General features: G+C 72.8%; 18 protein-coding genes. 10 read left to right on the top strand and 8 right to left on the bottom strand.

The window, feature by feature from the left end; all coding sequences use genetic code 11:
• Positions 1–19 precede the first annotated feature (19 nt).
• The 4 genes from Csp2054_RS06055 to Csp2054_RS06040 all read left to right on the top strand — a co-directional run bounded on the left by Csp2054_RS06055 (position 20) and on the right by Csp2054_RS06040 (position 2,826).
• A complete protein-coding gene (locus tag Csp2054_RS06055; protein ID WP_096898401.1) occupies positions 20–586 on the top strand; it encodes a TetR family transcriptional regulator in 567 nt (188 codons plus the stop codon).
• Between the two features lie 49 nt (positions 587–635).
• A complete protein-coding gene (locus Csp2054_RS06050; RefSeq protein ID WP_096898400.1) occupies positions 636–854 on the top strand; it encodes a hypothetical protein in 219 nt (72 codons plus the stop codon).
• Between the two features lie 31 nt (positions 855–885).
• Complete coding sequence (gene arr, locus Csp2054_RS06045; protein WP_096898399.1) at positions 886–1,311, top strand: NAD(+)--rifampin ADP-ribosyltransferase; 426 nt, start codon at positions 886–888, stop codon at positions 1,309–1,311.
• Positions 1,312–1,458: 147 nt separating this feature from the next.
• A complete protein-coding gene (locus Csp2054_RS06040; RefSeq protein ID WP_096898398.1) occupies positions 1,459–2,826 on the top strand; it encodes an MFS transporter in 1,368 nt (455 codons plus the stop codon).
• Between the two features lie 25 nt (positions 2,827–2,851).
• On the opposite strand, the gene Csp2054_RS06035 is transcribed toward Csp2054_RS06040, so the two are convergent.
• Positions 2,852–4,198 (bottom strand): flavin monoamine oxidase family protein, encoded by a 1,347-nt coding sequence (locus Csp2054_RS06035; protein WP_096898397.1) that lies wholly within the window; start codon positions 4,196–4,198, stop codon positions 2,852–2,854.
• 144 nt (positions 4,199–4,342) lie between these two features.
• Here Csp2054_RS06035 and Csp2054_RS06030 point away from each other — a divergent pair, with 144 nt between their 5' ends.
• Positions 4,343–6,079, top strand: coding sequence for an APC family permease (locus Csp2054_RS06030; protein WP_096898491.1), 1,737 nt, complete (start codon positions 4,343–4,345; stop codon positions 6,077–6,079).
• Positions 6,080–6,204: 125 nt separating this feature from the next.
• On the opposite strand, the gene Csp2054_RS06025 is transcribed toward Csp2054_RS06030, so the two are convergent.
• Positions 6,205–6,666, bottom strand: a complete 462-nt coding sequence (locus Csp2054_RS06025) for a DUF4383 domain-containing protein (protein ID WP_096898490.1) — start codon at positions 6,664–6,666, stop codon at positions 6,205–6,207.
• 323 nt (positions 6,667–6,989) lie between these two features.
• On the opposite strand from Csp2054_RS06025, the gene Csp2054_RS06020 reads away from it, so the two are divergent.
• Positions 6,990–7,907 (top strand): ABC transporter ATP-binding protein, encoded by a 918-nt coding sequence (locus tag Csp2054_RS06020; protein WP_096898396.1) that lies wholly within the window; start codon positions 6,990–6,992, stop codon positions 7,905–7,907.
• Positions 7,904–8,743, top strand: a complete 840-nt coding sequence (locus Csp2054_RS06015; RefSeq protein WP_096898395.1) for an ABC transporter permease — start codon at positions 7,904–7,906, stop codon at positions 8,741–8,743. The genes Csp2054_RS06020 and Csp2054_RS06015 overlap by 4 nt, the downstream gene beginning before the upstream one ends.
• A gap of 80 nt (positions 8,744–8,823) precedes the next feature.
• Here the strand turns inward: Csp2054_RS06015 and Csp2054_RS06010 are convergent, their stop codons facing one another.
• Complete coding sequence (locus Csp2054_RS06010) at positions 8,824–9,153, bottom strand: hypothetical protein (RefSeq protein ID WP_096898394.1); 330 nt, start codon at positions 9,151–9,153, stop codon at positions 8,824–8,826.
• 151 nt (positions 9,154–9,304) lie between these two features.
• Between Csp2054_RS06010 and Csp2054_RS18025 the strand changes: the two genes are divergently transcribed.
• Together Csp2054_RS18025 and Csp2054_RS06000 are read left to right on the top strand one after the other, a co-directional pair.
• On the top strand, positions 9,305–9,931 hold the full coding sequence (locus tag Csp2054_RS18025) for an LppP/LprE family lipoprotein (protein WP_217990872.1): 627 nt from the start codon (positions 9,305–9,307) through the stop codon (positions 9,929–9,931).
• Between the two features lie 115 nt (positions 9,932–10,046).
• Positions 10,047–11,141, top strand: a complete 1,095-nt coding sequence (locus Csp2054_RS06000; RefSeq protein WP_096898393.1) for a YeiH family protein — start codon at positions 10,047–10,049, stop codon at positions 11,139–11,141.
• Between the two features lie 22 nt (positions 11,142–11,163).
• Here the strand turns inward: Csp2054_RS06000 and Csp2054_RS05995 are convergent, their stop codons facing one another.
• The 3 genes from Csp2054_RS05995 to Csp2054_RS05985 all read right to left on the bottom strand — a co-directional run bounded on the left by Csp2054_RS05995 (position 11,164) and on the right by Csp2054_RS05985 (position 14,104).
• Complete coding sequence (locus Csp2054_RS05995; protein ID WP_096898392.1) at positions 11,164–12,063, bottom strand: LysR family transcriptional regulator; 900 nt, start codon at positions 12,061–12,063, stop codon at positions 11,164–11,166.
• Positions 12,064–12,149: 86 nt separating this feature from the next.
• On the bottom strand, positions 12,150–13,226 hold the full coding sequence (locus tag Csp2054_RS05990) for an ABC transporter permease (protein WP_096898391.1): 1,077 nt from the start codon (positions 13,224–13,226) through the stop codon (positions 12,150–12,152).
• The gene (locus Csp2054_RS05985) at positions 13,223–14,104 is read right to left on the bottom strand and encodes an ABC transporter ATP-binding protein (protein ID WP_096898390.1); all 882 of its coding nucleotides are present in this window, start codon (positions 14,102–14,104) and stop codon (positions 13,223–13,225) included. The genes Csp2054_RS05990 and Csp2054_RS05985 overlap by 4 nt, the downstream gene beginning before the upstream one ends.
• A 248-nt stretch (positions 14,105–14,352) precedes the next feature.
• On the opposite strand from Csp2054_RS05985, the gene Csp2054_RS05980 reads away from it, so the two are divergent.
• Positions 14,353–15,690 carry an LCP family protein gene (locus tag Csp2054_RS05980; RefSeq protein ID WP_096898389.1) on the top strand — a complete coding sequence of 446 codons (1,338 nt, stop codon included), beginning with the start codon at positions 14,353–14,355 and terminating at the stop codon, positions 15,688–15,690.
• A 31-nt stretch (positions 15,691–15,721) separates the two neighbouring features.
• Here Csp2054_RS05980 and Csp2054_RS05975 read toward each other — a convergent pair whose 3' ends face one another.
• Both Csp2054_RS05975 and Csp2054_RS05970 read right to left on the bottom strand, forming a co-directional pair.
• The gene (locus tag Csp2054_RS05975) at positions 15,722–16,414 is read right to left on the bottom strand and encodes a response regulator (RefSeq protein ID WP_096898388.1); all 693 of its coding nucleotides are present in this window, start codon (positions 16,412–16,414) and stop codon (positions 15,722–15,724) included.
• Positions 16,396–17,685 (bottom strand): sensor histidine kinase, encoded by a 1,290-nt coding sequence (locus tag Csp2054_RS05970; protein ID WP_096898387.1) that lies wholly within the window; start codon positions 17,683–17,685, stop codon positions 16,396–16,398. The genes Csp2054_RS05975 and Csp2054_RS05970 overlap by 19 nt, the downstream gene beginning before the upstream one ends.
• Positions 17,686–17,776: the final 91 nt, after the last annotated feature.

The following is a 17,776-nucleotide window of genomic DNA, read 5'->3' as shown; positions in this document are numbered from 1 at the left end:
CCCCCGGTAGCGTGGAGCCATGCCACGCTTCACCCCGCCGCCGGCGGACGCCGTCCGGTCCCGCCTGCTCGACGCCGCCCGCGACGAGTTCACGGAGTACGGCTCGGCCGGGGCCAAGGTCGAGCGGATCGCCGCGGCGGCCGGCAGCAACAAGGCGCAGGTGTTCCACTACTTCGGCGGCAAGGACGGCCTGTTCGAGGCGCTCTGGGTGCAGACCGTGACCGACATCGCGGCGCGCGTCCCGCTCGACGTGGACGACCTTGCCGGGTACGCCGGTCGGCTGCACGACGAGTACGTGCGCCGGCCGTGGGTCCCCCGCCTGGCCACCTGGCACCGTCTCGAGGGTGCGCCGCTCGACGCCGTGGTCGCCGTCCGGCGCGACGCGGTGGCCGCGATCGAGCAGGCCCAGCGTGCCGGGGCGCTGCCGCGGACCTACCGGCCGGCCGTCCTCCTCGGCCTGGTCGAGCACCTCGCCGCGTTCTGGAGCGAGGCCTCGCCCGAGTCCGCCGCACTCGTCGAGGCGGTCGCGGCCCCGCGCCGACGCCAGGCGGTGGTCGACGCCGTCGCCGCCCTGGTCGGCGCCTGACCGGGGCTCGACCGCGGGAGTTCTCGGGCGGACCGGGTTTGCTGGCAGCATGAGCACCTTCGTGAGGGACAACCCGTCGCCCGACCCCGAGCCCGACGCACACGGTGTCGACCTGGTCGACGGCGACGAGCCGGCCGTCCGGATCCTCGTGCGCGGCGAGCTGCCGGAGACGCTCGAGCACGACGGTCGCACGTGGGCCGCGACCGGCGAGACCCACGACCCCGGTGACGACGGTCCGCCGATCGCGGTGTTCCGGCCCCGGTCCTGACGGAACCGCCGCGAGACGAACGAGGAGCATCGTGACGACCGCGAACCCCGGCGAGACCGGCCCGTTCTTCCACGGCACCCGGGCGGTGCTGGCGCCCGGCGAGAGCCTCGGTGCCGGACGACCCTCGAACTACCGGCCCGAGGTCGTCATGCGGCACGTGTACTTCACGGCGCTGCCCGACGGCGCGGGACTCGCGGCGGAGCTCGCGGTCGAGCTCGCCGGCGGGGTGGGGGAGCCGCACGTGTACGAGGTCGAGCCGACGGGGCCGTGGGAGGACGACCCGAACGTCACCGACAAGCGCTTCCCGGGCAACCCCACCCGGTCGTACCGGAGCACCGAGCCGCTCCGTGTCGTGCGGGAGGTGCACGACTGGACCCGTCTGACCCGGGAGGCGCTGCAGACGTGGCGCGAGCGTCTGGTGGCGATGCGGGACAGCGACGCCGAGATCATCAACTGACCGGCTGTTCGGCGGTTCCCGAGCACCGCACAGCCGTCTGCTCATGAAAACCTTCCTCTTCTTGGTTTTGCGTGCTAGCGTCGCGAATGCCTAGCCTGATTAGGCATTCGGAAGGGCGACCCCGCCCCTGTGGCTCGAGGAGGAGTCATGTCGACACCGACGTCGAAGGAAGAACCCAAGTCCGGTCTCGCCGGCACCGCGACCCCGCCGGTGACCGCGGCCGCGGGAGCGACGAGCACCGATCCCGCCGCGGCATCCCGGGCGTTCTCGGTCGAGGGCATCACCCAGGCGGTCAGCAGCGTCCGTGTCGGCCGCGGTTACCTCTGGGGCCTGAGCTTCGCCCAGTTCGGCCTGTTCGTCGCCCTGCTCACCCCGGTCTTCGTGAGCATGTCGATCAAGGCCACCGCGCTCAACCCGAGCAGCCCCGAGACGGTCGTCGGCTCGGTCCTGCCGTTCGGTGCCTTCGGGGCGTTGCTCGCCAACCCGCTGTTCGGCGCGATCTCGGACCGCACGCGGACCCGCTGGGGCCGCCGCCGCCCGTGGATGATCGGCGGCGTGGTCGTCTTCGTCGGCGCGCTCGCCTGGCTGGCGGCCTCGCCGGACGTGCTGCAGCTCACCATCGCCTGGGTGCTCGCGCAGGTCTCCGCGAACGCCGTGCTCGCCACCCTGACCGCGAGCTTCGCCGACAACGTGCCCGAGTTCCAGCGCGGCAAGGCGTCGAGCGTCATCGCCCTGGCCCAGAACATCGCGATCCTTGCCGGGCTGTACCTGGCCGTGTACCTCGTCGGCAACCTGCCGGTCCTGTTCGTCGCACCGGGCGTCATCGCGATCGTCGCGATCGTCGTCTACGCCGTCATCGCCCGCGACGACCTGCCGACCACGCCGATCAAGCCGTTCAGCTGGATCAACCTGATCAGCTCGTTCTGGACGAACCCGGTCCGGCACCGCGACTTCGGACTGGCCTGGTGGGGGCGCTTCCTCATCACCTTCGGCACGTTCATGTTCACGACCTACCGCCTGCTGTACATGGAGGACCGCATCGGGCTCCCGCAGAAGGAGGCCGTCGGTGCCGTCGCGTTCGGTGTGCTCCTCTACACGGTCGCCCTCCTCGTCAGTGCCGCCGTGTCCGGTTGGGTGTCCGACCGGATCGGCCGCCGCAAGGTCTTCGTGTGGAGCTCGACCGCGCTCACCGCGGTCGGTCTCGTCATCCTGGCGCACGTCGACAGCGTCGGCGGGTTCTACTTCGCCGAGATCGTGATGGGCTTCGCCTACGGCATCTACGCGGCCATCGACACCGCGCTCGTCGTGGACGTCCTGCCCGACCCGGAGCGTCCCGGCAAGGACCTCGGCGTGATCAACATCGCGAACGCCCTGCCGCAGTCACTCGCTCCGGCCGTCGGCCTGTTCCTCCTCGGCATCGGCGGCGGACAGAACTACACGCTGATGCTCTGGGGTGCGGGCGTCGCGGTCCTGCTCGGGGCCCTCGTCATCCTCCCCATCAAGTCGGTCCGGTAGCCGTCCCCACCGCGACGCGCCGCCGTCAGGCCCAGAGCCGCTCGATCGGCACCGCGCGGCCGAGCACCCGCTCCGCCGCGCGGTGCCCCGAGTACAGCGCCGCAGCCACGGTCGCCGGGTCGTCCGTCCACGTCGCCTCACCCGCCAGGTGCAGCACGCCGTCGATCGGCTCCGCCAGGTCGTCGTGGTCCGCCGTCGTCGATCCGGGCAGCATGTGCGCGTACGAACCCCGGGCCCACGGGTCGTCCTGCCACGCCGTCACGAGCACCGACGTCGGATCGCCGACCCGGTCGCCGTACAGCCGTCGCAACTGGCCGAGTACCGAGTCCCGGACGCGCTCGACCGGCCACCCGCGGACCGCCCGCGCCGCCGGGCCCGCCGCGAACGTCAGCAGTGTCGGCTCACCGTCGATCCGGGTGAGGTCGTACCAGGAGTGCCACCACCGCCCCTCGGGTCCGAGCTGCCGGACCGCGTACACGTCGTCGTCCCAGAACCGCTCCGGGAACCGCAGCACGACCTTCTCGAACGCGTTCATCCGCAAGCCGCCCAGCGCTCGCCGGTGCCGCTCGGGCAGCGGCGGGTCGAACGCGATCGCACCGGCCTGCAGCACCCCGACCGGCACGGTCACGACGGCTGCGGCCGCGGCGAACGGAGCAGCACGGACGTCGTCGTCGACCGTGACCACGACCCCGCCCGCTCCGCGTGACACCGCGGTGACGGCGTGCCCGAGCCGGACGTCGAGCCCCTCGGCGAGACGGGCCGGCAGCTCGCCGTACCCGTGCGGGAACACCACCTCGTCCCCGTCGATCGTGTCGTCGTCGAGGCCGTGCGCGGCGAGCTCGTCGGCGCCGACCCCGTACTGCTCCTCGCTCCGGTGCTCGAGGTGCTCCCGGACCCGATCCGCCCGGTCGGCGTCCCACCCCTGTGCGGCGACGGCACGTGCGACCACGTCGCGGTAGGAGTCCGACGGGCCGGACCCGGCGACCAGCTCGACGAGCGTCCGGTCGACCGCGTGCACGTCCGCGGCGAAGCGTGCGGCCTCGGCGTCGGACATCCGGCGCCCGTCGGGAGCGTGGTACGCGATCGGACGGCTGTCGACCTGGTAGCCGCCGACGGTGAACTCGACGGTCGGCAGACCGAACGCACCTGCCGCCGCGGCGACCGCGCTCCCGTCGACCCCGTGGATCCACGATGCACCGAGGTCGGTGACCCGACCGTCCTGCCGGTCGGTGTGCAGCCGGCCGCCCACCCGGTCGCGGGCCTCGAGCACGACGACCCGGCGCCCGGCGTCCTGGAGCAGTCGGGCGACCGTCAAGCCGGCCACACCGGCGCCGACGACGACCACCTCCGGACCCGACCCGTCGACCCGCATCCTGGCGCTCCTCTCGGTGCTGCATCTCGATCGTCACAGGGTAGTGCGGAAATCGTCGCAAAGCGCTAGTTTCAGTGCTCGGAACCACAGGGCTGTGGGCCTGCGACGACGGATATCGTCGCACTGCATCCGAGAGGTGTGGACATGCGTGATCAAGGAGTCGTGACGGCCCCGACCGACACGACCACGGTCGACAAGGGCCTGCGCACCGGCGCGCTCGGTCTGTTCGGCAGCGTGGTGATGGGCATCTCGTCGACGGCGCCCGCCTACAGCCTGGCGGCGAGCCTCGGCCTCGTCGTCGCGAGCGGCGGGGCACTGCTCGCCGGGGTCAAGGCCCCGGCGATCATGCTGCTGGCGTTCATCCCGATGTGGATGATCGCGGTGGCCTACCAGGAGCTCAACGCCGAGGACCCCGACTGCGGCACGACGTTCACGTGGGCGACGCGGGCGTTCGGGGCGGTGACGGGCTGGCTCGGCGGGTGGGGCATCATCGCCGCCGACATCATCGTGATGGCGAACCTCGCGCAGATCGCCGGCTCGTACGGCTACACCTTCGTCGGCACGGTCACGAACGACCCCGCGATCACGGCGCTCGGCGGCAGCACCCTCTGGTCGACCGTCGCCGGGGTCGTGTGGATCGCCGTGATGACGGTGATCTGCTACGTCGGCGTCGAGGTGTCCGCCCGGCTGCAGTACGTGCTGCTCGGCATCGAGGTCGTCGTGCTCGTCATGTTCGCCACGGTCGCCCTGGTGCGGGTCGGCACGGGGAACGGTACCGCCGGGTCGCTGACCCCGTCGCTGTCGTGGCTGTGGCCGAGCGGGATGGACTTCGGGTCCGTGATCGCCCCCGCCATGCTGACCGCGATCTTCATCTACTGGGGCTGGGACACCGCGGTGTCGCTCAACGAGGAGACGAAGGACCCCGGCAAGACCCCGGGCCGGGCCGCGGTGATCAGCACCGTCCTCCTGCTCGTGATCTACGCCCTGGTCTCGATCGCCGCGATCGCGTTCGCCGGCGTCGGCACGAAGGGCATCGGCCTCGGGTCGCAGACGAACGCGGACGACGTGTTCTCCGCCATCGGTCCGACGCTCTTCGGCGACTCGTTCATCGGGCACGCGGCGATGGCGCTCCTGGCGTTCTCGATCCTCACGTCGGCCTCCGCGTCCACGCAGACGACGATCCTGCCGACGGCCCGCACGGCGCTGTCGATGGCCGCGTACAAGGCCATCCCGACCCAGTTCGCCCGCATCCACAAGCGCTTCCTGACACCGACGTGGTCGACGGTCGGCATGGGACTCGCGTCGATCGGGTTCTACGTGCTCTTCACCGTGATCTCGACGAACCTGCTCACCGCACTGATCGGCTCGGTCGGCCTGATGATCGCGTTCTACTACGGCCTCACCGGCTTCGCGTGCGTCTGGGTGTACCGCCGATCGCTGTTCTCGAGCCTCCGGAACCTGGTGATGCGGGGCGTCGTCCCGTTCGTCGGCGGACTCACCCTCGCGATCACGTTCGTCTACGGGCTCGCGCAGTTCGCCCAGCCGGACTGGCTGCAGGACGACTCCGGACACGACGTCACGATCCTCGGCATCGGGGCGGTCGCCGTGGTCGGGATCGGCTCGATCCTGATCGGCGCGGTCCTGATGGTGGTGTGGTGGCTCCGCTCGCCCGACTTCTTCGCCGGGCGGACGCTCACGGCGCGGACACCGGTGCTCGTGCTCGACGTGCCGGGTGACGTCGAGACGATGGGGCTCCCGGACTCGGGACGGGAGCCGACCGTCATCGCCCCCGACCTGTCGAACCTGCCCACCGGCAGCATCGCGGTGGACGAGGAGACGGGCAAGCGGTTCCGCAGGACCCGGTCGCGCCGCGACCGCTGACCCGGCAGACGACGGACGGGAGGCCCGGTACCAGCTGGTACCGGGCCTCCCGTCCGTCGTTCGGTCGCCCCTGATCCCGGGGACCGGATCCGGCGGGACCGAGCACCCGGTCCCGCCGACCGACGTCAGCGCGCGGAGCGCGCGCCGACCCGCGGGACGACGAGTCCGAGGACGACCATCGCGACCGCGAGCACGAAGTGCAGCACGTTGTCGGCGCTGTTCAGCGGGACGAAGTTGGCGGGCGTCGCCATGCCGGCGGTGAACAGGCCGTACAGGAACAGGACGAAGTAGACGATGCCGCCGACGACGAGGTAGAGCTTCGACGCGGTCGCGGTGCGGGCGGCGAGGAGGCCGACGACGCCGAACAGCAGGTGGACGACGTTGTGCAGGATCGACACCTGGAAGACGCCGACGAGGAACGCCATCGAGCCGTTGCCGGCCATCGACATCGTGCCCATGTCCATGGTCAGGCCGGGGATGAAGCCGGCGATGCCGACGAGGAGGAACACGACACCGAAGAGCAGCGCGACCTTCTGGGTGAGGGTCGCTGCGAACCCGGTGCGGGCGGGGGTGGAGTGTGCGGTCATGGTGCTGTCCTTCCGAACGGTGGGTTCGAACTCGATGGGCCCGTGGCGGTCGTCGTCACGGAACTGTCCCAGTCGCACAGGGTCTTCGGAGCGGGCGACCCGGTGGTTTGGAGGAGTTGGTGGAACTCCGAGGACTCCGGTGGCTCCCGCGTGGTCCCTGGGCGGCGCTGTGCTGGTCCAGCCTGCACGTTGCCTGGGTGCGCGGTCCGGCTCGATGCGCTCCACGGACCGGCTCCCCCTCCTTCTGGGGGTGCACGGCGGCGACCGCATGTCCGTCCTGCGGGGGACGCGCGCACCGTGAGGGTCCCCGTAGCGTCGTCTGCGTGATCGAAGTCGAGCACCTCACCAAGCACTACGGCCAGAAGGTCGCCGTCAACGACGTCTCGTTCGTCGTCCGTCCCGGGAGCGTCACGGGCTTCCTCGGGCCGAACGGCGCCGGGAAGTCCACCACGATGCGCATGATCATGGGGCTCGACCGCCCCACGTCGGGACGCGCGCTCGTGAACGGGGCGCCCTACCGCACCTTCCGCGACCCCCTCCGGCAGGTCGGCGCGCTGCTCGAGGCGAAGGCGGTGCACTCCGGTCGGAGCGCGTACGCCCACCTGCTCTCACTCGCCGCGACCCACGGCATCCCCAAGGCCCGGGTGCACGAGGTCATCGAGATGACCGGCCTCGACGCCGTCGCGAAGAAGCGCGTCGGCGGGTTCTCCCTCGGCATGGGGCAGCGGCTCGGCATCGCGGCCGCCCTGCTCGGCGACCCGCGGACGCTCATCCTCGACGAGCCCGTGAACGGACTCGACCCGGACGGAGTCGTGTGGGTGCGGCAGCTCGCCCGCCGCATGGCAGCCGACGGCCGGACCGTGTTCCTGTCGAGCCACCTCATGAGCGAGATGGCGCAGACCGCCGACCGCGTCGTCGTGCTCGGCCGCGGCCGCGTGCTGGCCGACGCCCCGATCGGCGAGTTCGTCGCAGCCGGCGAAGGTGGTGCCCAGCGGGTCCTCGTCCGGACCCCGGCACCGGACCAGCTGTTCGGCGCCCTCGGTACGGCTGCGTCCGCCGTCACCCCGCGCGAGGACGGCGCCTTCGTGGTCGTCGGCCCCGACGCGCGGCACATCGGTGACGTCGCCGCCCGCGTCGGCGCTCCCGTCCACGAGTTGACCCCCATGGGCGCGAGCCTGGAGGAGGCGTACATGGCCCTCACCCGAGACGACGTCGAGTACCGATCGGAGGCCGTCCGATGACCTCCACGACCACGACGCCCACGATGTCCGGCGTCCGCCTGTCCTTCCCCCGACTGGTCCGCAGCGAGTGGATCAAGCTCCGCAGCATCCGGTCGACGATCTGGTGCTACGCGATCCTCGTCGTGATCACGATCGCCATGGCGGTGCTGCTCGGCAGTGTCGTCGACGCTCCCCCGCAGGGCGGCGGGCAGGACCAGGTGAACAGCCTGTTCGTCTCCTTCGCCACCGCGAGCGTGACGTTCACGGCGCTCGTCGTCGGTGTGCTCGGCGTACTCATCATCACGGGTGAGTACGGCACCGGGCAGATCCGGTCGACGTTCACGGCCGACCCCGGCCGCACCGGAGCCGTGCTCGCCAAGGCCCTCGTCCTCGCGCTCACCACGTTCCTGGTCAGCGCGGTGTCGACGTGGATCGGGGTCGTGGCGGCCGCGGCGCTGCAGGCAGGCAACGGCATCCACCCCGACGTCGCCGACCCCGCCGTCGTCCTGCCGATCCTCGGGTCGTCCGTGTACGTGACGCTCGTCGCCCTGCTCGCCTTCGGGTTCGGGCTCCTCGTGAAGTCCAGCGCCGGCGGCATCGCGATCACGCTCGGCATCCTGCTCGTGCTGCCGATCATCGTGCAGCTGCTCGCGGCGCTCACCGGCGCGCAGTGGGTCGCCGACCTGTCCCAGTTCCTGCCGTCGCAGGCCGGCGGACAGCTCTACTCGCCCGCCACGACGCAGCAGCCCGGCACCGGCCTGCAGCTCGACGGGTGGGGCGGGTTCGCGGTCCTCGCGGCGGAGGTCCTCGTCGTCGGCGGGATCGCGTTGGCGGCGGCGCGCACGCGCGAGGTCTGACGACGTCGAACGGGAAGCCAGGCCCGGTGCGGTCAGCAGGTCTGCTCACCGCACCGGGCCTGGCTTCCCGGAGCGGTCAGCTAGCGGCGGCCGAGCAGGGTCCGGACGATCGACCGGAGCCGGGACGGACGCCGCGGGGGCAGCGCGATCGTCCGGGTGGGGGACGGGAACGCCAGGTCGTGCAGCATGTTCCGCTTCGAGCCGTCCCAGTTCGCGAAGAGGTACTCCCCGCTGAACGAGGTCAGGCTCCGGACCGGTGCGCGCTTCCAGTCGCGGTCGACGTAGTACCCGGAGTGCCCGGCGCTGATGTGCTGGATGACGGTGTCGACGTCGATGACCCCGGTGGTCGTGATGACGGCGGTGATGCCCGTGCGGTCGCGGGCGACGTACTCGATGCGGTGTTCGGACACGGTGGCTCTTCGGGTGCTCAGGTGTGTGGACGCGGAACCGCCGTTGCTTCCGGAGGACCATCGTACTTTCCGATCGCACAGGAGGTCACGATCCGGGCTCGATCCGTTCCGCACCGGAACGAGTCCGCGCTGGGCGGACGACGATCGTGCCGTGCGCATCCACCGGTCCCTCCTGCTCGTGCCCGTCTTCGCCCTCGTGGGGGCGCTCGCCGCGTGCTCCTCGGGTGGCACGACGCCGACGCCGACCGTGACCCGGACCGTGACGGCGGCGCCGACGACCACGGCGGGGTCCCCGACGGCGTCGAGCACGCCGACCGCAGGGGCGTCGTCGACGCCGGGAACGTCGTCCACCACGGGGTCGTCGGCGTGCGGGACGTCTGACGCCCGCACCGTGACGGCCGCCGCCGTGGCGGGACTGCCCGCGCCCTCCGGACTGCCCGAGGCACGGTGGGACGCCTCGCACGCCACCACCACGATCTTCGACCCCTGCGCGGCCCTGTCGAGCGTGGTGGTGCCGATCGAGGGCGCGACCGCGAGCTCGCCGTACGCGATCCTGCTGTTCCACGACGGTCGGTACCTCGGGACGGCCACGAAGGAGCAGTACGGCTTCTTCCCGCAGACGTCCCGGACCTCGGACGCCACGATCGCGGTGACGTACACCTACCCGCGGGCGGGTGAGACCGACGCGGCAGCGAGCGGGCGCTCCGAGGCGACCTTCACGTGGGACGCGTCGGCCGGCCGGGTCGTCATGCGCGGGGACGTCCCGCCGCAGGGCTGAGGACGGCGGGCGGCCGGGTCCGACCCGGGACCAGGGTCTCGCCGCAACCGGTGGTTGCGGCACCGCAACCGCGTGCCGCTGGCGGCCCCGGGGTGGCGCGTCCATGCTGGGGAGCATGTCCAGCACCCTCCCCGCCGTCCGTTCCGCCCTGCCCGGGGTCGCCGTCGCCATCGTCATCGGCGCGGTGGCCACCGCGATCGCCGTGCTCGTGCCGGTGGTCGGCGGCCCGGTGCCCGCGGTCATCCTCGGCGCGGTGCTCGGGTGGCTGGTCCGGCGTCGGGGCGAGGGCGGCCTCGGCGTCCTCGCTCCGGGCGTGAAGTTCTCGTCGAGCCGGGTGCTGCAGGCGGCCGTCGTCCTGCTCGGGGCGCAGCTGTCGATCGCGGCCGTGCTCCGGATCGGTGCCGAGACCCTCCCGGTGATGCTCACCACGCTCGCGGTGTGCCTGCTCGGGGCGTGGCTCATCGGCCGCGCGCTCCGGGTGTCGTCGACGCTCCGGACGCTCATCGGGGTCGGGACCGGCATCTGCGGGGCGTCGGCGATCGCCGCGGTGACGCCGGTGGTCGGTGCGGTCGGGGCGGACGTCGCCTACGCCATGTCGACGATCTTCCTGTGCAACGTCGCGGCGGTCTTCCTCTTCCCGCTGCTCGGCCACGCGCTCGGCCTCTCGCAGCACGCGTTCGGCGTCTTCGCCGGCACCGCCGTCAACGACACCTCGTCGGTCGTCGCCACGGCGACCGTCTACGGTCGCCAGGCGACCGACACGGCGGTCGTCGTCAAGCTGGTCCGGACGCTCATGATCATCCCGATCGTCGTCGGGTTGGCCGGCCTGGACGCGCGGCGCACCGCCCGGGCGGCCGTCACCACGGGCGCGGGGTCGGCAGGAGCCGACGCGGCAGGAGCGGGAGCCGCCGGCGCGGGCGGGGGTCGGGCCGCCGGGTTCCGGGTGTTCCGTCTGGTGCCGTGGTTCCTCGTCGGGTTCCTGGTCGTGGTGCTGCTGCGGACCGTCGGCGTGCTGCCGGCGAGCGCGGCTCCGGCGTTCGCGACCGTCGCCTCGTTCCTCATCACGGTGGCGCTTGCGGCCATCGGCGTCTCGACCGACTTCGGTGCGCTGCGCCGCGCGGGCTTCCGGCCGATGCTCCTCGGGATCGTCCTGTGGGTGCTGGTCGCGGGGACGAGCCTCGGCGTGCAGGCCGCGTTCGGGATGCTCTGAGGCTCTGAAACTCGGTCGTCGGTCAGCGGTCGTCGGGCGTCCGGGCGGCCAGCTCGACGAACCGCGTCGCGGCGGCGGGGAGCGCCCGACCGCCGTGCCAGATCGCGGTGAGCGGCCGGACCAGCCGTGCGTCCGGGATCCGCACCCGGACGAGGCGTCCCAGTGCGAGGTCGTCGCGGACCGCGAGGATCGACAGCACGGCCGGGCCGGCACCCCGCAGGACGGCCGCGCGCACCCCGGCCGTCGTCGCGACGACCTGCGCGGGCGTCGCGACCGTGGGGACCCCGTGTCCCGCGCACAGCGCCTCGAACGAGGTGCGGGTGCCGGACCCGGACTCCCGCGTGACGAGCGGGGTGGCCGCGACCTCGGCGAGCGGCACCTCGGCCCGCCCGGCGAAGGGGTGCGTCGGCGGGACGACGAGGACGAGCTCGTCGCGCGCCACGGTCCGGGTCGTCAGGTCCTGGGGGAGGTCCGTCGTCTCCACGAACCCGACCTCGGCCTCACCCGCCCGCACCCGGGCGACGACCTCGACGGAGTTCATCGCCGAGAGCTCCACCCGGTCACCGCTCGTGGTCGCGGACTCCACCATCCACACCGGGGCCAGGTGTTCCGCGATCGTCAGGCTCGCTGCGACCCGCACCCGCCCGGGAGCGGTCCGGAGCGACGCCACCCGGTCGGCGAACGCGTCGGAGGCGGCGAGGACCTCCGCCGCCCAGCCCAGCACCGAGCGTCCGGCCTCGGTCGTGGTGACACCGGTCGACGTCCGGTCGAACAGCCGCACCTCGAGTGTCCGTTCGGTGCGTCGGAGCTTCGCCGACACGGCCTGCGGGCTGATGCCGAGCCGACCGGCCGCCCGCGCGACACTGCCCTCGGTGCCGACCGCGACGACGACCTCGAGCGCGTCGAGCGGGATCCGGGTCACCCGACGACCCTACGACGACCCGCGCCGCGCACGACGGGAGGCACGGCGCCCACCGGCACCGTGCCTCCCGTCCGCCCGACGCGGCGTCAGCCGCGCAGCGCCTCCGACAACTTCACGCGGCCGCCGGTGCGCAGCAGCGCGTTCTCGTAGACGCGGGCGCCGACGGCGATCACGACGACCACCGACACGAGCAGCACGACCAGCGACAGCAGCGGCTCCCACCACGCGGCGGTCCCGAGGAAGATCCGCATCGGCATCCCGATCGCCGCGCTGAACGGCACGTAGGACATCACCCCGAGCACGGTCGGGTTCCCGTACGCGAAGACGATGAGGAAGTACGGGATCATTACGAGCATCATCACCGGCATCGTCACGCTGCCGACGTCCTCCTGGCGGGAGACGAGCACGGCGGCCGCGGCGAACAGCGACGCGATCAGCACGAACCCGATCGCGAAGAACCCGACGAACCAGAGCATGCTCGGGCCGAGGACCGTGAACAGGTTGTCCTGTCCCGTCACGGCGAGGGTGACGGTCGCGGCCACCGCCACGGCGATGATCTGCGCGAACGCCATCACGCTGTTGCCGAGGACCTTGCCCGCCAGCAGTGCACGGGCGGGGATCGCGGCCATCAGGATCTCGACGACCCTGGTGGACTTCTCCTCGACGACGCTCTGTGCGATGGACTGGCCGAACGTGACGGCGGAGGCGAAGAACACGACGCCGAACGCGAGCGCGACGATGTACACGAGGCCGCCGGGCAGGGCGTCCGGGTCGAGGAGCTCCACCCGCGGTGCGACGCTCAGCGCCTGGACGACGTCGGTCGGCGTGTCGTCGAGCGCCACCACGCGGTAGCCGAGTCGGTCCTCGGAGGGGACGATCGCCGCGCTGACCTCGCCGTCGCGCACCATCCGCTCCGCCTGGGCGGTCGACGCCGTCTGCGTCACGTCGAGCGCGGCGGACGTGGGCAGGGTGACGCCGGAGGCCACCGCGACGGACGGGCGGTCGTCGGCGGTCGCCTTCCCGACGACGCCGGCCACGACGATCGACGCGACGACCATGAGCACGAGGATGAGCGCCGAGACGATGAACGCCTTGCTGCGCAGTCGGGCGCGGATCTCCCGGGCACCGACGAGCCGGACGGCGGAGACGAAGCCGTGGTTCACCGCACGACCTCCCGGAAGACCTCGCTCAGCCTGGGGACCCGGGGGGCGAAGGACCCGACGGTGCCGGTCGACACCGCCCGTTGCAGGACGGTCTGGGCGACGGCGTCGCTCGCCTCGAACACCGCGTAGCCGCCGTCGAAGTCGCGGACGGTGACCCCGGGGACGTCCCGGAGCCACGCGACGTCGCCGTCGACGAGCAGCTCCCACGCCGGCGGCCCGGCTTGCCGCCGCAGGTCGTCCTGCGGACCGGCCGCCCGGATCCGTCCGTCCGCGATGACGACGACGTCGTCGCAGAGCCGTTCGACGACGTCGAGCTGGTGGCTGGAGAAGAGCACGGGCACCCCGCGCGCGGCGGCCTCGCGGAGGACGCCGAGCACGACGTCGACGGCCATCGGGTCGAGTCCGGAGAACGGCTCGTCGAGGACGAGCGCCTCCGGGTCGTGCACGAGCGCCGCAGCGACCTGCACCCGCTGTTGGTTGCCGAGCGAGAGCTTCTCGACCTCGTCGTCGGCGTGGCCGGTCAGCTCGAGGCGCTCGAGCAGGCGGGTCGTGCGGTCCGTGGCGGTGCGTCGGTCGACGCCGTGCAGCCGGGCCAGGTACGTGACCTGCTCGGCGACCCGCATCTTCGGGTACAGACCGCGCTCCTCGGGCATGTACCCGAAGCGTCGGCGGTCCGCCGGGCCGATCCGCGACCCGTCGATCGCGACGCTGCCGTCGTCGGCGTCGAGCACGCCGAGCAGGATCCGCATGGTGGTCGTCTTGCCGGCGCCGTTCCCGCCGACGAACCCGGTCAGGCGCCCCCGACCGACGTCGAACGTCACGTCGTGGAGCACCTGCCGGTCGCCGAAGCGCTTGGTCACACCCTCGATGGTGAGCATCGTCGTCCCCTCCCGTCGGCGTCCGTGCCGACGTCTCGACGCTAACGGCCGGGAGGCGCGGGTCGCCTCCCACGGGCGACGGGTCTGACGGGGTGGTCGCCTCCACCGCACGGCGGAGGACGAGCGGTCGCCGCCCGGTCCCAGGGACCAGGCGGCGACCGCCGGTACGGTGCGGTGACGAGGAGCGATCCCGACGCGTCCTCGTCGTCGTCGTTGTTCGGGGCGAGGGGGAGACGGTGGACGGAAGCGTGGAACAGGACACCGACCCAGAGGTGCGCGGGGAGCCGCACGCCGGGGTGGTGCGCCACGGCCGGTTGCCGCGTCGCCGCCCGGCGGTGTTCGCCGCCCAGGCCGTGGCGATCGCCGCCGCGGTCGTGCTGGTCGGGGCCGGATCGGTCGCCGCCGTCGAGACCTGGCAGGTCGTGCGCTCCGCGAAGCCACCGGTGTCGCTCGCGATGCCGGGCGACGACGTCCGCGCCGCACCGACGCTCACGGCGCAGTCCGGGGAGGTCAACCTGCTCCTCGTCGCGACGGACACCCGCGACGGGCAGGGGACGGGCTTCGACGACCCGGCGAACCGCGCGGCCAGCTCCGGCGTCGGCAACAACGACACGACGATCCTCGTGCACATCGCGGCGGACCACACGAACATGGCCGTGGTCAGTTTCCCCCGCGACCTCGTCATCCCCGTCCCGGCGTGCACGAACGACACGGGCTCCGTCACCCCGGCGTCGTCCGCGGCGATGCTCAACACGGCGCTCGCCCGCGGCGGGGAACGGCACGGGCTGGCGTGCGTCGCGAAGACGGTCGAGCAGCTCACCGGGCTGCGCATCCCGTACGCGGGCATGATCACCTTCGACGGCGTCGTCGCCATGGCGGACGCCGTGGGCGGCGTGCGGGTGTGCCTCGCGACCCCGATCCGCGACCAGAACGTCACGCCGCCGCTCGACCTGCGGGCCGGCGACCAGGAGCTGTCCGGGGCCGAGGCCGCCGCGTTCCTGCGGTCCCGCAAGGGCGTCGGGGACTCGAGCGACCTCGGCCGGATCAGCAACCAGCAGACGTTCATGTCCGCCCTCGCACGGCAGACCGTGTCGGCGGGCACGCTGACGAACCCCGCCACGGTGCTGCGCCTCGCCGAGACGGCCGCTGCGCACATGACCCTGTCGGACACGCTCGCCGACCCCGCGACCCTCGCCCGGATGGCGCTCGCGGTGCAGAACGTCGGCCTGTCGGAGATGGTGTTCGTGCAGTACCCGGTCGTCGACGACCCTGCGGACCCCAACCGGGTCATCGTCGCCGACGGCGCCGCCGAGCAACTCGACGCGGCGCTGCGGGCGGGGGAGCCGGTCGTCCTCGGGACCGACAGCCTCGGCCGGTCCGCGGTGCTCGACCCGTCGGCGTCCGCGTCGCCGTCCGCGGGCTCGGGTTCGTCGGCCGGCGGTCAGTCGTCGGGATCGGCAGCGCCGTCGGCGACCGGACAACCGACCGCGTCGACGTCGTCGCCCGCGCCGTCGACCCGCAGTCCGCTGCCCGACTCGGTGTCGGGCCAGCGTGCCGACACCGTCACCTGCGCCGCCAAGCGGTAGCGGGACCGGTCTGTCCGGTCGGCCCGTCGGATCAGCCGGCGACGCCGTGCTCGAACGCCCAGACCACGGCCTGGATCCGATCCCGGCGGCCGGTCTTCTGCAGCACGTTCGACACGTGGGTCTTCACGGTGGCCTCGCCGACCCAGAGCTCGCGGGCGATCTCGGCGTTGCTCAGCCCCCTCGCGAGCAGGCGGAGGACCTCGGTCTCGCGTTCCGTCAGCCCCACCTCGAGGATCGCGGCCGCCCGCGAGCCGACGGGTTCGTGCGCGGCCTGGACCGGAGCCGCCGTGGAGGCCCCGGTGGCGCGGCTGATCACCCGTCGTGTCACGTCCGGTGCGAGCAGCGCATCGCCCGCGGCCACCGTGCGCACGGCGTCGATCAGCCGTTCCGGGGAGGCGTTCTTCAGCAGGAAACCGCTCGCCCCGGCCTCGAGCGCCTGGAACAGCGCATCGTCGTGGTCGAAGGTGGTCAGGACGAGCACGGCCGGCGGGTCGTCGAGTGCCGCGATGCGTCGGGCTGCCTCGAGCCCGTCGACGCCCGGCATCTGCACGTCCAGGCACACCACGTCGGGGCGGAGCCGGACGACGGCGTCCACGGCGGCGGCCCCGTCGGCGGCCTCGCCCACCACGTGCAGGCCCGGCTCGGACTCCAGGATGACGCGGAACCCGGCGCGGACCAGCTCCTGGTCGTCCGCCAGCACGATCGTCAGTCGGTCGGCAGCCATGCCCGCACCAGGTACCCTCCCCGGGCTCGCGGCCCGATCTCGATCGTCCCGCCGACGGCGGCGACGCGTTCGCGCATGCCGACCTGCCCGAGGCCGCACCGGGCCGCGTGTCCGCCGTTCCCGCGACCGTCGTCGGTGACCTCGACCTCGAGCGCCTCCGGCAGGTACCGCACCCGCACGTCGGCGGCGGCTCCGGCGCCGGCGTGCTTGAGGACGTTCGTCACCGCCTCCTGCACGATCCGGAACGCGACCGCGCCCACCGTCGGCGGGACGGGTCGCTCGTCGCCGACGACCGAGTACCGCGTCGGGTGCCCGGCCGAGCGAGCAGCCTCGACGACCTCCACGATGCGTGCGGTCCCCTCGGTGCTCGGAGCGTCGACCGAGGCGGTCCCGTCGCCGTCGGCGCCCCGGTCCGGTCGGGCGGTGTCGTCCGCGCGGAGCGTGCCGAGCATCCGCCGGAGCTCCGCGACCGCGGTCCTGGCGTTCTCCTCGACGACCCCGAGCGAGACCGAAGCCTGCTCCTGGTCGCGGTCGAGCACTCGTCGGGCGGCCCCCGCCTGCACGCCCATGAGCGCGACGTGGTGGGCGACGACGTCGTGGAGCTCGCGGGCGATCCGGACCCGCTCGATGGTCACCGCCTGCGCTGCCGAGCGCTCTCGTTCCGCCGCGAGCTCGGTGGTCCGGAGGTCGAGTTCACGTCGTGACACGGCGGCGGCCCAGGCCCGGTTGCCGGCGTACCAGGCGGCACCGAAGTAGATGACGTTGATCAGGACGTTCAGCAGCGAGTACGCGATCACGGGCGGGATCAGGGCACCGTCGTCGTTCGGCAGCACGCTCGGCACCGCCCACCCGAACGCGAGCGCCAGGAACAGCCAGGCGAACATGCCGCCGATCACCACCCAGCGCACGGCCTCGGCGCGGACGCGGTCCGAGCACCACGCCCCCACCGTGTACAGCGGGATGAAGAGCGTGAAGTTCACGAGCAGCAGTTCCGGCACGTGCAGCAGCGCCGTGCCGGAGAAGGCGAGCGCGGCCGCGACCAGCGCCGTCATCGGCACGACCCGGCGGAACGCCACCGGCACGGCGTTCGCGACGATCATCAGTGCCGACACCCACCACGGCGCCTGCTGGTCCCCGTAGGTGCCCGACGCGCCGTACAGCGTCACCGTGACCGCGAGCCCGGCCGCGAGCACCGCCGCGAGCAGCACGTCGTGGCGGATCGCGGACCGCCCGACCGGCAGCCGCGACCACTCCTGTGTCGTCGCCCCCATGCGACCACGGTAGCGGGCGCGCCGGGCCGGCACCGAGCCTCCCGGCCGTCCCGCAGGGGAGGCATGGCGGCCGCGACCGCAGGCGGGTAGC

This window comes from Curtobacterium sp. 'Ferrero' (assembly GCF_002412165.1).
Classification (GTDB): domain Bacteria; phylum Actinomycetota; class Actinomycetes; order Actinomycetales; family Microbacteriaceae; genus Curtobacterium.
The sequence above is the reverse complement of the archived record's forward strand: the minus strand, read 5'-3'. Positions and strand labels throughout refer to the sequence as shown.

Excerpts from the sequence above, each read along its gene's own strand:
- Csp2054_RS06055 (WP_096898401.1), top strand. The coding sequence starts at position 20 with ATGCCACGCTTCACCCCGCCGCCGGCGGACGCCGTCCGGTCCCGCCTG.
- Csp2054_RS06035 (WP_096898397.1), bottom strand. The coding sequence starts at position 4,198 with ATGCGGGTCGACGGGTCGGGTCCGGAGGTGGTCGTCGTCGGCGCCGGT.
- Csp2054_RS06015 (WP_096898395.1), top strand. The coding sequence starts at position 7,904 with ATGACCTCCACGACCACGACGCCCACGATGTCCGGCGTCCGCCTGTCC.
- Csp2054_RS06030 (WP_096898491.1), top strand. The coding sequence starts at position 4,343 with ATGCGTGATCAAGGAGTCGTGACGGCCCCGACCGACACGACCACGGTC.
- Csp2054_RS06025 (WP_096898490.1), bottom strand. The coding sequence starts at position 6,666 with ATGACCGCACACTCCACCCCCGCCCGCACCGGGTTCGCAGCGACCCTC.
- Csp2054_RS05985 (WP_096898390.1), bottom strand. The coding sequence starts at position 14,104 with ATGCTCACCATCGAGGGTGTGACCAAGCGCTTCGGCGACCGGCAGGTG.
- Csp2054_RS06050 (WP_096898400.1), top strand. The coding sequence starts at position 636 with ATGAGCACCTTCGTGAGGGACAACCCGTCGCCCGACCCCGAGCCCGAC.
- Csp2054_RS05975 (WP_096898388.1), bottom strand. The coding sequence starts at position 16,414 with ATGGCTGCCGACCGACTGACGATCGTGCTGGCGGACGACCAGGAGCTG.
- Csp2054_RS06040 (WP_096898398.1), top strand. The coding sequence starts at position 1,459 with ATGTCGACACCGACGTCGAAGGAAGAACCCAAGTCCGGTCTCGCCGGC.
- Csp2054_RS06000 (WP_096898393.1), top strand. The coding sequence starts at position 10,047 with ATGTCCAGCACCCTCCCCGCCGTCCGTTCCGCCCTGCCCGGGGTCGCC.
- Csp2054_RS05970 (WP_096898387.1), bottom strand. The coding sequence starts at position 17,685 with ATGGGGGCGACGACACAGGAGTGGTCGCGGCTGCCGGTCGGGCGGTCC.